At 48.6% G+C, this 15,079-nt stretch carries 8 protein-coding genes and 1 tRNA gene; 3 read left to right on the top strand and 6 right to left on the bottom strand.

The features are described 5' to 3' along the window. Positions 1–31 precede the first annotated feature (31 nt). The 3 genes from BZG78_RS10860 to BZG78_RS10850 all read right to left on the bottom strand — a co-directional run bounded on the left by BZG78_RS10860 (position 32) and on the right by BZG78_RS10850 (position 3,955). Complete coding sequence (locus tag BZG78_RS10860; RefSeq protein WP_199877189.1) at positions 32–1,981, bottom strand: methyl-accepting chemotaxis protein; 1,950 nt, start codon at positions 1,979–1,981, stop codon at positions 32–34. Between the two features lie 312 nt (positions 1,982–2,293). Beyond that, positions 2,294–2,380: transfer RNA gene (locus BZG78_RS10855), tRNA-Leu, on the bottom strand. A gap of 198 nt (positions 2,381–2,578) precedes the next feature. Further along, positions 2,579–3,955: a multidrug transporter gene (locus BZG78_RS10850; protein WP_077661209.1), complete on the bottom strand. Its 1,377-nt coding sequence runs from the start codon at positions 3,953–3,955 to the stop codon at positions 2,579–2,581. A 788-nt stretch (positions 3,956–4,743) separates the two neighbouring features. Here BZG78_RS10850 and BZG78_RS10845 point away from each other — a divergent pair. Further along, complete coding sequence (locus tag BZG78_RS10845; protein ID WP_077661208.1) at positions 4,744–5,892, top strand: efflux RND transporter periplasmic adaptor subunit; 1,149 nt, start codon at positions 4,744–4,746, stop codon at positions 5,890–5,892. Next, positions 5,885–9,013, top strand: a complete 3,129-nt coding sequence (locus tag BZG78_RS10840; protein WP_077661207.1) for an efflux RND transporter permease subunit — start codon at positions 5,885–5,887, stop codon at positions 9,011–9,013. The genes BZG78_RS10845 and BZG78_RS10840 overlap by 8 nt, the downstream gene beginning before the upstream one ends. Before the next feature lie 18 nt (positions 9,014–9,031). Here BZG78_RS10840 and BZG78_RS10835 read toward each other — a convergent pair whose 3' ends face one another. The 3 genes from BZG78_RS10835 to sohB all read right to left on the bottom strand — a co-directional run bounded on the left by BZG78_RS10835 (position 9,032) and on the right by sohB (position 14,183). Further along, positions 9,032–9,955, bottom strand: a complete 924-nt coding sequence (locus tag BZG78_RS10835) for a TIGR01212 family radical SAM protein (protein WP_077661206.1) — start codon at positions 9,953–9,955, stop codon at positions 9,032–9,034. Between the two features lie 134 nt (positions 9,956–10,089). Further along, on the bottom strand, positions 10,090–12,720 hold the full coding sequence (topA, locus tag BZG78_RS10830; RefSeq protein ID WP_077577265.1) for a type I DNA topoisomerase: 2,631 nt from the start codon (positions 12,718–12,720) through the stop codon (positions 10,090–10,092). Positions 12,721–13,130: 410 nt separating this feature from the next. Then, complete coding sequence (sohB, locus tag BZG78_RS10825) at positions 13,131–14,183, bottom strand: protease SohB (protein WP_077661205.1); 1,053 nt, start codon at positions 14,181–14,183, stop codon at positions 13,131–13,133. Positions 14,184–14,308: 125 nt separating this feature from the next. Between sohB and BZG78_RS10820 the strand changes: the two genes are divergently transcribed. Further along, the gene (locus BZG78_RS10820) at positions 14,309–15,052 is read left to right on the top strand and encodes a YciK family oxidoreductase (RefSeq protein WP_077647076.1); all 744 of its coding nucleotides are present in this window, start codon (positions 14,309–14,311) and stop codon (positions 15,050–15,052) included. Positions 15,053–15,079: the final 27 nt, after the last annotated feature.

Raw genomic sequence — 15,079 nt, 5'->3', positions numbered from 1 at the left:
CGTTAGCATTTGTGTGCAACACCTCGTATAGTTACTTGCTCAACCCATTAAAAGCACTGACTTTTTTGGTTAACTCCTTCATGCGTTGATCAAAGCTGGTCACTGCTTGTTCACTTTGTTCAAATACCTCTTGGGTGCGACCTCCCTGCTGCGCTAACTCTTCAATACTTTGATTAATCTCATTCACGGCGCTGCTTTGTCGATTAGCACCATCAGCGATCCGCGCATTGTGCTCAAATAATGTTTGTAGGTTGCTATCCAAGGTGTCCATATTCGCAACCGCTTTTTGGTGAGTATCAAGACTATTCTGACTATCTTGGCTCACTTGATTAATTTGTCCGGTTACATTGTCGGATGCAGCACGAAGCTGATTGATGATTTCTTGGATCTCACTGGTCGACTCACCGGTACGTTGTGACAGCGAGCGCACTTCATCAGCAACCACCGCAAAGCCGCGGCCATGTTCCCCCGCGCGTGCGGCTTCTATCGCCGCGTTAAGTGCCAGTAAATTGGTTTGTTCGGAAATGGCACTAATCACTTCAAGCACGCGAAGAATATTCTCAATATGGTGGTTGAGCTCATCCAAGCTAGTTTGGCTCGAGGTCATGTTTTCACCCAGTTGCTCAATATGCCGCAAACTGGTATGCATACCACTTAAGGCCTCTTTAAGCGCCGCATTCCCAGCCTGAGACAGCTCGCCGGCGTGATTTGCCGAATCCGTCACCTCAGTGGTAATTTCAGTAATATCTTGGCTGGCCGCAGAGATAGTTTGCAGCGATTGTTGCTGCACCATCGCTGCCTGATTCACTTCGTGGGCTTGCTGTTTTAGTACCCCAAATGCGGATTGCGACTCGTCAACGGTATGGTTCACTGCCTGCAATGCGTCACGAATACGCGCTAATAGACCGTTAATTTTATTGGCAAGACGTCCGACTTCGGCCTGATCTTTTACTAATATCTGATGACCCAAATCGAGTTTATTGGCAATTTCATCGACTTCAGCTGAGAGTTGCTTGATCGGTTGGGTCAAATTACTGATCACCCAGTGCGTGACAAGCAACGCAATGGCAATAAACACCAAGGTTACTAACAAAGACTGGATAAACTGATTCAAGATGGGTTGCGTTATTTGTGCTTTAGGGATTTCAACCACCACAAAGCGATCTAAGTCTGCTAGCCAGTAAGATCCAACAAAAAATGCTTTATCATCAATAGTTACTTCGCTAATAACCGGTTTATTGGCTCCTTTCGTCACCGCTTGCTGAAAGCGATTGGCGTTGTCTGCATTCAGTGCGGAGTCCGTTGGTGCCACCTCTACGCTGCCGTCGCGCGCGGCTAACATCGCACGCCCTTGCTCTCCAATGCGAAAACCCTGCACGAGATTAACCAAACTGCTGACATTAAAGCCGACACCCGCCACCACATAAGGCTGACCGGTAGCAGCGTTGACAGGGACACTCCGATAATTAATAAAAATCACATACTCGCTGTTATTCACATCGCGATTCATATTCAGCTCATAAGGTTGATTTTTATTCAAAAAATTGGGGTAGAAATCACGATAAGGGTAGGTCTGCATCGAGCTGCTCCGATGCTCACCATCATAGGTAAAAATATACTTGCCTTGCTCTGTGTCTATCGTCGCAAACGCATTATCTGCACCAAGACGCGTTTTCGCGTTGGAAAGTGCCTGATGGATTGGCGCGAGATTAGATAAGTCTCCGCCATTATCCACCCAATCGATTAGCCCCGAATGGTGAGCAAGAAAGTTAGAGCCCGTAATTGCTGGCTGCAGTTCATTACTGATCTCAAATGCCAACCCACGTAACTGACTAGGCAGAATGATATTTTTTAAATCATCAAGCTGTTTGTTTGCTGATAACATCGCTTGTTGCACCATCGCAATCAGCGTGCTGAGCACTAAAATGGTGGAGAGAACGATATAAATCCGCTTTCTGATTGAAAGAGTTTGCCAACGCATACACTGTCCCTTTTTATTATCACTACTAACCAACATATCAATATTAGTCAGCAATCTAGACAGCGGTGCCGATTATGATAGAAAAAATAGAATATATCGCTTAATGAGCGTATGAGGCTTCTTTTTAACTAGTTTATGGGAGAAAATGGAGCAATAAGGAACGATAAAAGCGAATAAGAAGCACAATTAATGGCCTAACAACATCATGGCAATACAGCTGATTGGTTGCTTAATATGAATGAGTGCTTCAATAAAATAGAGATAGAACTTGGAAGGGATGTGACATGATGATGTCACAGGCTATGAGTGCTATGGTGCCCCGGGCCGGACTTGAACCGGCACAACGCGAACGTCGAGGGATTTTAAATCCCTTGTGTCTACCAATTCCACCACCGGGGCGCACCTCATAGACGCGGTTCAATTTAATGATTTGCCAATATAAATCAATCTTTTTTTTGCTAAATCGATATCAGGCGAAGACAAAAGCAGCAAACTGTTCAAACAGCCACCAAATCGAATGTCCTATGCGGTGGTTTTGTGCGCCAATGAAAAAAGCTGAGCACAGGGCTCAGCTAAAAGGCAGTATTAAAAAAGACGTTATTTAATTGAAAAAGGAATCGCTAATGTTAGCTTAAAGTCATCTTCATCTTGGAAGAGATTGGTGTAAGGTGCCCAGTTACCGACATCCGTATCATTGAAGTACTGCGTGAAGTAAAAGCTAACTTTTGCGTCTTTAAGGGCACCGGCTTGAATCGCATAATCAGCAAACAAGCTGTACGAGTACTCGGTTAAATCCTCATATCCTTGAGCCGATGAGCCAAACCCATAAGCACCGCTCAAGCCTGCACTAAAGCCAGTCGCGCCGATATCAGAGAAATCACGGGACAATGAACCAAATACTGCTAATTCTTCGTCATGGTTAAAATCGGAACGATTATTCCACCAAATGTCATAAGTACCGTTCGAACCACCGTATTGGCTTGTCAGACGATACGCTAGATTTTGCACAACAGCAGGATCTCCAGAGTCGGCTTCGGTATAAGTGGCCTCTGCACGATAAGAGTATTGACCTGATGACATACTGGTAAGCATAGCTAGCTGGAATGCCGTGCTATCATATTGTTCATCGTCATCAACCACATAGAGTTGCGGCGACCAATACACGCCACCCTCTGTGGTACCTTTCACTTTAAGGTGTGCATTCCAACGATCACCATCGCTTAACGCGCCGTAGGCCGTATCGAGTGAAATACCGTTATCGAGCTCATAACGCGCACCTAGCGAATACGCTGTGCCGGCATCTTCACCATTGGTCGTTTGAAATTCATAGGTTTCTTTAAACCAAGGCGCTTTATAACGCTCTGACACCACAAGACCCACATTAAGCTGGTCAAAATTAAGACCTAATTCACCCCCAAGGTGCGTGCCTGGCGCAAACGACCAGTTAATACCTATGGTACTTGGGACGGAAGGCTGAAAGTAACCAAGCTTCGCGGTGGCTGTGTCTCCAAACTTAAATTTTGCTGCAGCCGTCGCCAAAGAAACACCGTTATCTGTGCAGTCTTCCTCCCACGCCCCACTGCATTGACTGTCATCTGGCACTTTGTCGTATGGGTTATTCACGCCCCAGAAGTTCATTTCATGATCAGGGCTGCCGTTTTGCCACATATCAAAGGTGGCAAATGCCATCAGATCTAGACCTACAACATCCGCGGCATAGCCAGAATTAAAGGCGAGATTGGTAAATATAGAACCGTGATCTAGATTGGTTTCCTTTTCTCCATTCTTATCATAATTTCCTCGATCTCTGGCTCTTGTCCAGATATTGAGATTGCCGTTAATTGTTGAATCAGCAAAAAAAGGCGATACATTTTCTGCATAGTCGGACGTTGTATCTTGTGACATTGCTGGTGCCGCCACGACTGCACTCAAGACCGCTGCAGCCAATGTCGATACACTAAACATCTTTTCCATGAAATACTCCTGCTGCCTGCAAGATGAGGTCTTGCCCCGTTGGGTTATTAAGTTTTATCGAGTGCAAAACCGATTCGAAAACACAAACATTCATGTCATGTTTTCACCCCGCTGCTTACACATTTCGTGTAACCACATCTCCAGACTAAATACGCAGAGAAAAATATCAATCGCGACTTAATTTTTAATACGAATAATATGACGGCGAGCATATTTTTGGCATTTTTATGACATAGATCTGACATTGAAATGTAACACTAAAAACATAAATACCTGAATAGTATATTTTTTTATTTTTTAGCTCATAAATACACCTTAAAACAAGCGTAACCATCGTTATTCCCATAGGTACATAAAACAGCCTCTCTTATTCAATAAAACCCTGTACCGCTACGTTAAAATCGTAAAAAAACCCCTTTCTTTTTTTATTGTGGAAAATAACAAGATTATAGCCGCGTGGATCGCTTGTTTTTTACCAACAAATTCAGAGAAATCACGTAAAAAACGTAAAAATAAGTGAGATAAAAACTAACTATGTAATTATCTATTGAAAAAAAAGAACAGGTTTGCGTTTTAGTAAAAGACACATGCCGGATGACCGAAACGAGGCGATCGGGAGGACACACTCAGTCGTAACGTGTTGAGTGCAACAAAAAATGATGAAATTCAAAAGATCAGTTAGCGTGTCATCACAGTACTGACGTTACATGATAAATTAGTTAATAGACATATAACCCGAATCGGCTGTCACACTACACATGGCGACGCACAGAAAGGACTCATCATTAATGAAAGGACTACGTTGGATTCTGCCCTTAGTGGTATTAGGGCTCGGCTACCTTGGCTATACTGCTATTGCGGCAACAGAATCAGAGACACAGGTCGATAATCCCGCTCCTCCTCCGCCGATCGTCGATACGCAGTTCATCACGCCTACGCAACATCAAGTAGTCATCACGGGGCATGGTGAATTAATGCCGCTGGAAACCACGCAAATCTCCGCGCAAGTATCGGGAGAAGTCATGGATTGGCACCCGAATTTTGTCGCCGGTGGCATCGTAAAACGTGGCGACGTGCTCTTCTCTATTGAGGCGGATAATTATCAGGCGGCGGTACTCAGTGCAGAGGCCGATCTCGCCAGCGCGCAAGCCGCTCTCATTGAAGAACAAGCGCAAGCCGCAGTGGCAAAGCGCCAAGCAAAAAGCTTGCCTCCGACACAGGTCACCGATCTCTATTTACGCAAACCACAACTATTAACGGCCAAGGCGCGGGTGAAGTCGGCCCAAGCGGCATTAAAACGCGCTCAACGCGATCTTGATAACTGTCAAGTCACTGCACCCTATGATGCCCTAGTGGTCTCACGCGATATCGGTGTGGGTCAATATATTAGCGCAGGCACGACTGTGGGTACGATCAACAATGTTGAAGTGGCGGAAGTCCACGTACCTGTGGCTGGGTTTGACAGTGCATTTCTGCCCGAACAACTCGAAGGGATTCAGGCCTCGCTGACACGAAATGGCACATCGCCGATTCATCGCGAAGGCACCGTGGTGCGTGATTTAGGGATTGTGGAACAAAGTACACGGATGATGCGTGTGGTTGTGCGTCTTGATGACCCCTACGGTATCAGCTCGCCTAAACCAACTCTGCCCTTCGGCAGTTATGTTGAGGTGGCCTTTAACGGCACCACGTTAGACGCAGTATTTAAACTTCCCCAAGCCTTGGCAAATAATCGACAAGTTTGGGTAGTCGATGGCAAGGGCCAACTTTCATCTCGCGCCTTGAATATCGTCCGTGCCGAAGGGCAATACCTTTATGCGGACCAAGGGCTAAGTGCCAATGACCAGATTGTGACAACGCCCCCCGAGTTTCCTGAAGCGGGAATGACGGTACGCGTGGCATCGCAGGTTGCGCAGGAGAACGACGACGATGAATGAAGCCCCTACGCCACCTCGTGGTCTCATTGCGTATTTTGCACATAACCCTGTCGCGGCGAATCTGATCATGATTTTTGTATTGATCATGGGGATCGCGAGCTACTTCTTTATTCAACGTCAGATGTTCCCCAACATCGAAATTAATTATATCCATATCACTGCTGACTACCCAGGCGCCTCGCCACAAGAGGTTGAAGAAAGCATCCTCGTAAAGGTTGAAGAAGCCATTAAAGATGTCACCGGCATTGAGTCTGTGGTATCGACAGCACGCCGAGGCTTTGGCCGTGTCGAAATCGAAGTGGATGTTGGCGAAGACCTCAATGTGGTGTTGGATCGGGTGAATCAGAAAGTCGATGCCATTTCTAATCTGCCCGCGTCTATGGAGCCGCTCAATGTGTCGCAAGTTGAGTTTCGACAAACAGTGATACGCATGGCGGTGGTGGGCGACAAGCCACTGACCGAGCTAAAACCCGTCGCACAAAACATCGAAGACGAGTTACTTCAACTTAACGATGTGACATTAGTCGAGCTCAGTGCCCCTAACTACGAAATCGCCATTGAAGTTGCACCGCAACAATTAAGAAAATACGACCTCACTCTGGGTCAAGTCAGTGATGCCATAGCCCGCTATTCAGCCAACTTCTCAGCCGGTGAAGTGCGCACCGATAGCGGTATGATCGCCATTCGCGTGGAAAACCAACGCTATCGCGGCGACGAATTTCGACAGATCCCGATTAAAATTGGTCCAAATGGTAGCCGGCTACGACTGCAAGATATCGCGACCATTAAAGATGGCTTTACCGAAGGTGAGCGCTATTTTAAATACTCTGGGCAAAATGCCATCTTTCTCTCGGTGAACGCGACAGCGTCGCAAAACATGGTTACCGTCGCCTCCGCAGTCAAAGATTACATCGAGACGAAAAACAACACGCTTCCAGCCGGCTTGGCGCTAAAGTCCGTGGTTGATATGACCCACTACTTAAACGCGCGCTTGGACATGATGCTCAAAAACTTGCTGCAAGGGGCAGTGCTCGTCGCGTTGTTACTGACCCTCTTTTTACGCTTTAAGCTAGCAATGTGGGTGCTCGTTGGACTGCCCGTTTGTTTTCTTGGCGCGGTTATGCTGATGCCAGTGATAGGGGTCAGTATTAATATTGTGTCGTTGTTTGCCTTTATTATGGTGTTGGGGATCGTCGTTGATGATGCCATTGTGATAGGCGAAAGCGTTTATACCGAAGTCGAGCATAAGGGCGGTGGTGTGAATAACGTGGTTGCCGGTGCTCAACGGGTTGCAACACCCGCTACCTTTGGGGTATTAACGACCATTGCAGTGTTTGCCCCTTTTTTGATGTCTAGTGGACCAGAGCGTGCCTTCTTCTTTGGTATCGCCGCCATTGTCATCTTGTGTCTGGTATTTAGTTTGATTGAATCCAAACTCATCCTTCCAGCACACCTTGCTCATACCCACTTTTCTACCCCTAAACCAAATAGCTTACGCCAACGCTTTAACCGCCGTTTTCAGCAATTCATTCACGGCCCTTATCGTCGTACAGTCACCCGGGCCACACACTGGCGTTGGTCTGTACTTACCGTATTCATTGCCCTATTGGCAATCAGTATTGCTTTGGTGGTGGCCAGCCACGTTCGTATGGTGCCGACGCCGAAAGTACCACATGACTTCCCCAATATTCGTTTAGAGATGAATAACAACGCATCGAGCGAACAAACCATCGCTGCCCTAAAAGCTATCGAGCGTATGGTCTACGACGTTGATAACAACACTCAAGCGGAAACCGGCCAAGCCATGATCAAAGAAACCCTGGTATTTAATGAGGGCCGAACCGCTGGGCAGCTGGTGATCCCCTTGGTGGATGATGCCGTTCGCCCCTTTACCACTTTTGAACTCTCTCGGCGCTGGCGCGATGCCATGCCTGATATTCCGGGGGTGAAAAAGCTCACCATTCAAGACGATGTCAACGGCGGAGAACAAGGTGATGAATTTGGTTACCTGTTATTCGGCCCCGATATTGATACCCTCAATGCCGCTGGGCGGGCGCTGATGTCACGCCTTAATCAGCAACCAGGGCTTTTCGATATATCCTCTTCGATGGATTCTGGCAGTCAGGAAATTCTGATCTCGCTCACTCCCGTCGCCCATGATCTGGGACTGGATCTGACGACCATTGCCCAGCAAGTTGGGGGCAGCTTTTATGGCGGTGAAGCACAGCGATTGATCCGAGACGGTGAAGAAATCAAAGTCATGGTGCGGTATCCAAAGCGCACGCGAGAAACCTTCTCATCGCTACGCTATGCCGTGATTACGACGCCAACGGGGCAACAAGTGATGCTGGGTGATGTGGTCAACTTTGAGCAACAGCCTGGGATCAGTAGCCTTCGCCGTGAAGCAGGGTTTCGCACTGTCTACGTCTATGGCGCCATTGATGAAGAGCAAGTAGAACCCAACCAAGTGGTTGAAACGATTCGACAATCGATAATACCTGATGTGTTGGCCGATTATCCTGAAGTCACCAGTGAGCTCAGTGGCTCGATTGAGGAGCAACAAGCTCAGCAAAGTGAGCAACTGCTGTTTTTTATCGCTGGCATGATCGTGGTCTATGCATTGCTTGCCGTACCATTAAAAAGTTACACCCAGCCATTAATCATTATGTCGGTGATCCCATTTAGTCTCACCGGCGCCATTTGGGGACATTATTGGTTTGATATCGATTTGAGCTTGATGTCGACCTTTGGCTTAATTGCCGCGGCAGGTGTGGTGGTCAACGATTCACTGGTAATGACCGATTACATCAACCGGGCTCGGCAAGCGGGCGTTGCAGTCAAACAAGCGGTGATTGACGCCGGCTGCGCGCGTTTTCGTGCCATCACTCTCACCTCCATCACCACCTTTGCCGGGGTACTGCCGATCATGTTTGAAACTAGCTTACAAGCACGGTTTGTGATCCCCATGGCAGTGGCGTTAGGCTTTGCCGTGATGTTCGCAACCTTGCTCACACTGATTCTTGTGCCTTGCTTGTACCTGATATTGCAAGATATTGGCAGAGTGTTGCAAAGACTAATGCAACGCGTCTTGCCAACGGCATCAGAGGATCAACCCCGCTAGTTCAAAAGATTCAATCGGCTAGCGCCCTACAAAGGGGTGGCCCAGCGCGGCCCCTTGTGCGCCTGTTTGTGTGAGTGTCTCGGCGATCGCTGTCATCGCAAGCCAGCGATTTTCACACCAGGCAGGTGCTAACAATGTGGGTGGACGTGCACTTGCCGACACCCGATGGTAAACCACCTCTGGTGGCGTTCGCTGAATCATCATCGAGGCGCTAGCGATGTAATCGTCGAACGAAATTTTCCTTTGTCGCCCAGCTCGCCACGCCTTTGCCATGGTGCTTCCTTCAACGATGTGCAGCGGATGCAACTTGATCCCATCGGTGCCCGTATTTACCACTGTATCAATCGTCTGTTGATGGGCCGTTATCTCCTCCCCTGGCAGGCCGACAATTAAATGGGTGCACACTTTGATCCCTAAGGCACGGGCCTTTGTTGCGACCTGTTGGTATACCGCGACGTTATGCCCACGATTAATGCGTTTGAGCGTTTTATCATGGCCGGTTTGTAAGCCAAGCTCTAACCACACCTCAAAGCCTTGTTGATAATAATCTGCAAGCAAATCGAGCACGGCATGCGGCACGCAATCAGGACGTGTTCCCACACATAATCCCACCATGTGCTCTTGGGCCAGTGCTTGCTCGTATAACACTTTTAAACGGGCGACTTCATCATAGGTGCTGGTATAAGCCTGAAAATACGCTAAATAACGGCGGGCACGATCCACTTCTTTGGCGCGTTGACTGAGTTGTTGACTGACCGATGCATGTTGCGCTTTTTCATCCGCAAACGAGGCCACATTACAAAACGTGCAACCGCCCCGTCCCAACGTACCATCGCGGTTTGGGCAGCTAAAACCACCGTGCAACGTCAGTTTATGCACCCGTTCGCCATAGCGGTGCTTGAGATCTTGGCCAAGTGTATTAACTAACTGGTGCAGCTCCATGGTGCCTCGTGGCTCAATACAAAGTCGCATCTTAGCAGCACAAACCAGTGGCACTTTGGTAGAGATCAAACGTCGGTATCACGGCCGCTAAAAACGACGAAAAAAAACCCGCCGTGATGGCGGGTTGAATCTCATTAGGCTTTGGCCTTCTTCTTGCGCTTGTCAGTGACTTCCCACTGACCATCGACAAAGAAAGCTGACCAGCCGGATGGCTTACCGTCTTCTTCACTTCGCACGTAGTTTTCTTTGGTTTTACGTGCAAAACGAACTACCGTCGGTCGTCCATCAGGATCCTGTTGTGGTGCATCCGCAAGGTATTGGAATTTCTCCGAGATACGATCTCTAAAGCGATCGAGCTCTTCCACCAGCGGCGCGCGAGTTTCACGCGATTTAGGGAAGTTACTTGCCGCCATAAACAGCCCCGAGGCGCCGTCTCGCAGCACAAAATAGGCGTCCGAATTTTCGCAAGGCAGTTCAGGGAAATGCACAGGATCTTCTTTCGGTGGTGCAACATCACCGTTTTTCAAGATCTTGCGCGTATTCTTACATTCATCATTGGTGCAACCCATGTACTTCCCGAAGCGGCCATTTTTCAGCACCATATCGTTACCACATTTGTCACACTCAACGACCGGACCGTCATAGCCTTTCGGTTTAAACTCACCCTTTTCGACCACATAACCTTCACAGCTTGGGTTATTACCACAGACATGAAGCTTACGATGTTGGTCAATCAGGTATGAATCCATCGCCGTTTCGCAAATCGGACAACGTTTCATGGCACGAAGATCCGCGGTTTCAACATCCTCTTCTAGGACGTTAACAATGCCGTCTTCATCCATCAGATTGATGGTGGTTTTGCAACGCTCTTTCGGCGGTAATGCATACCCTGAGCAGCCCAAAAAGACGCCAGTTGATGCAGTACGAATACCCATTTTACGGCCACATGTTGGACAATCGATATCCGTCATGACCATATTGTTCGGTTTCATCCCGCCTTCTTCTTCGTCTTGTTCCGCTTGCTCTAGCTCTGCGGTGAAGTCGGCAAAGAAGTCGTCAAGCACGCCTTTCCAATCGGCTTGACCTTCAGCGATTTTATCCAGCGACGCTTCCATCCGGGCGGTAAAGTCATAATCCATCAAGTCTGCAAAGCTCTGGGTCAGACGATCGGTGACGATCTCTCCCATTTTCTCTGCGTAGAAACGACGATTTTCGACGCGCACATAACCACGATCTTGAATGGTCGAAATGATCGACGCATACGTGGACGGACGGCCAATACCCGCTTTTTCCAGCTCTTTAACCAAAGCCGCCTCCGTGAATCGCGCCGGTGGCTTAGTGAAGTGCTGTTTCGGATCAAGCTGACTCAACGTCAGTGATTGTCCCACTTCCACCGCAGGCAAGATTTGATCTTCGTTTTTACCCGTCGGGCGCTGTACGCGCGTCCAACCATCGAAACGTAAAATCCGCCCTTTTGCTTTCAAAGAAAACTCACCGGCCTCTACGGTCAATGTGGTGGAGTCGTACTTAGCCGGTACCATTTGACACGCCACGAACTGACGCCATATCAGGTCGTACAGTCGATGCGCATCAGGATCCATACCTTGCAAATCGCTCGCCGTCACGCCAACATCCGATGGACGGATCGCTTCGTGGGCTTCTTGCGCATTGGCTTTTGCCCCGTAGACGTTCGCCGACTCAGGTAAATATTGTTCACCGTATTCGCTGGCAATATGTCCCCGCGCTGCGTCCACCGCCTCTTTGCTAAGGTTGGTCGAATCGGTACGCATATAGGTGATGTAACCCGCCTCATAAAGACGCTGCGCTAACATCATGGTTTTCTTCACCCCAAAGCCTAACCGCGTACTGGCGGCTTGCTGAAGTGTTGAGGTGATATAGGGCGCAGATGGCTTACTGGTTGAGGGGCGATCTTCACGATCACGTACCACATAGCTCGCGTTTTCCAACGCGGCCACCGCGGCCATCGCCTCATCGCTGTTTTTCGGCTTAAAGGCTTTTCCATTTTGCTGTGCAACGAGCAATCGAAGCGCCTGCTCGTTAGGAGTGAGCGTGTCCGCATGCACATCCCAAAACTCTTCAGGAATAAACGCTTTAATTTGATGCTCGCGTTCGACCAACAATTTCACCGCGACCGATTGCACACGCCCTGCCGACAAACCGCGTGCCACTTTTTTCCAAAGCAGCGGTGACACCATAAAGCCCACCACACGGTCGAGAAAGCGCCTGGCTTGCTGTGCATTGACGCCATCAATGTTGACGTCTCCCGGCGCTTCAAACGCCTGGGTAATGGCATTTTTGGTGATCTCGTTAAACACAACACGCTTAAAACGATCTTCATCGCCACCGATCAGCTCCCGCAGGTGCCAAGCTATAGCTTCCCCTTCGCGGTCCAAATCCGTTGCGAGATAAACATGGTCAGCTTGCTCGGCCAGTGATTTGAGTTCGGCAACGACTTTTTCCTTGCCCGGCAGCACTTGATATTTCGCCTGCCAACCGTTGTAAGGATCGACGCCCATCTTATTGATGAGCGCCTTCTTTTCTTTTTGTTTCTTAATTCGCGCTTTTTCTTCGGCGCTGAGCCCTTTCGTAGACACAGGTGCAGCTTTTTTACCGCCCTGGGTCGCTCCAGTAGGCAGATCACGCACATGCCCGACACTCGACTTCACAATGAAATCTTTGCCGAGATATTTGTTGATCGTTTTCGCCTTTGCAGGGGACTCCACGATAACGAGAGATTTGCCCATAATGACCTAATTGACGCCCTTTGCGCTAAAACTGTCGAAAATTCGTTGCGTTGCACTCCGATATTGGAATGCCGCTATCTGTTTTACAATATTGAGCGAGTCTAGCCGAATATCAACTAAATTCGCAGTAAAACACGCTGATTGCTCGTACCTTCCACAATTGTTAACCAATTGTGATAGTAGTGTATCGGTTATTCGCTATGCCACTTTTCGGCAAAAAGCGCGCTAATCATTACCATTGCCGCCTGTAAAATAGCTAAGTGGATACGGTAATTTTTGGCTTGGCTCACATTATTCTTGATATTTATCCCATCATAGCGTGATTTCGCCAAGCCAAAGGCATGCCAGCAGTCAATGCGACGATGCCCTATTTTATGTGCAATATACCGGTATCATGCACGCGCGCTTGCTTACACCAGCGGACGCTGGCCTCGGCTAATCCATTTAAGTAACACACGATCGGCCACCTCAGCGGAGGTTCCTGCTAATTTCTCAGCGATATTTTTGCGCTGCTGATAAGAGACCGATAGCACTTTACGATCCTTGTTGGCCGCCTCAAAAAGATACTCGTCGCTGGTGCAGACTTGATCAATCAAGCCAAGTTCTAATGCTTGGTTGCCAAACCAGTGCTCGCCGGTTGCGACCTCATCAACATTTAACGAAGGGCGGTGCTCGGTGATAAACGCTTTGAATAGACCATGCGTTTCTTCCAACTCGGTTTTGAATTTTTCACGCGCTTTGTCGGTATTTTCACCAAACATGGTCAAGGTACGTTTAAACTCCCCTGCCGTCAGCTGCTCAAACTCAATATCGTTTTTCTTGAGCAACTGATTAAAGTTAGGGAGCTGGGCAATCACACCAATCGAACCAATGATTGCGAAAGGCGCAGCGATCAGCTTATCGGCCACACATGCCATCATATAACCACCGCTAGCCGCGACTTTGTCAACCGCGACAGTCAGCGGTACGCCGGCTTTACGAACGCGTGCCAGTTGCGAGGCGGCTAACCCATAGCCGTGCACCATGCCGCCGCCACTTTCCAGTTTAACCAAGACTTCATCTTGTTCGGTCGCTACCGACAAAATGGCGGTCACTTCCTCACGCAATGCCTCGACTTCGCGGGCATCAATACTACCTTTAAAAGTCAGAACAAAAAGTTGTGGATCGCGCTGTGTTGGCTGCGCCGTTTGCTTCTTCGCTGCGGCCTTTTGTACCTTTTCTTCTTTCTTTTTCGCCTTTTTCTCGTCTTTATCGCGCGCTTTTAACGATGACTCATTGTAAAGATGATGTTCGAGCGACTGCCGGTAGGTCTTAAAGCTATCGGTTAAATCGGTAAGCTTCAGGCTGCCTTTCTGTCCGCCTTTATCATTCGCCGCGCGTAGCAGTGCCACTAACACCACCGCTGCCATTAAAAAGGTGACGACTTTCGCTAAAAAAAGCCCATAATCCGCAATGAATTCCAATGTTGTATCCTCTTTTTATCTCTGAGTTTGCAATGCCTCAGCCCAGTGCATCACGCACTTGGTTGTCACACATTACCCGCAACCTTACAATAATCTACGTTTAACAATAAATAAGGATTTGTACTGTGGACTATCAAGTAACCTCCGACGCGCTTCAAGGGCGTGTAATTTTGGTCACCGGCGCCGGCGCTGGTATTGGTCGTCAAGCGGCACTGAGCTATGCTGAAAAAGGCGCGACGGTGATTTTGCTCGGCCGCACCGTGAAAAAACTTGAAGCTGTGTACGATGAAATTACTGCCACGGGTGCACCACAACCTGCCATTATTCCCTTAGACATGCTGGGGGCAACCCGGCAGCATTACCTCGACATGGCGGATACCATTGACCAACAATTTGGTCGTTTAGACGGTGTACTCCATAATGCAGGCCTACTTGGCGTGCTAAGCCCTTTCGATCAAATCGATGAAAAATCGCATGACGATGTGATGAAAGTGAACGTCAAAGCCACCATGTTGATGACACAAGCCTTGCTGCCACTGCTGAAAAAGTCTGATGATGCGCGCGTGGTGTTTACCACGTCTACCGTGGGTCATCAAGGCCGTGCTTACTGGGGCAGCTACGCGATTTCTAAGTTCGCCACGGAAGGAATGATGCAAGTACTGGCCGATGAAATGTCAGACACCAAGGTACGAGTGAACGCGATTAATCCAGGTGGCACGCGAACTAGCATGCGCGCCAGCGCCTTCCCAGGCGAGGATCCCGACACATTAAAAACGCCACTCGATATTATTCCGCTCTACGTCTACCTCATGGCCCCGGAAGGTGTTGAAGTGCATGGCCAGTGCATTGATGCGCAACCCAAACGATAAACAAAAACGCCCCCATTGACGGGGGCG

Origin of the sequence: Salinivibrio sp. MA351 (assembly GCF_001996065.1) — a bacterium.
GTDB lineage: Bacteria > Pseudomonadota > Gammaproteobacteria > Enterobacterales > Vibrionaceae > Salinivibrio > Salinivibrio costicola.
The sequence above is the reverse complement of the archived record's forward strand: the minus strand, read 5'-3'. Positions and strand labels throughout refer to the sequence as shown.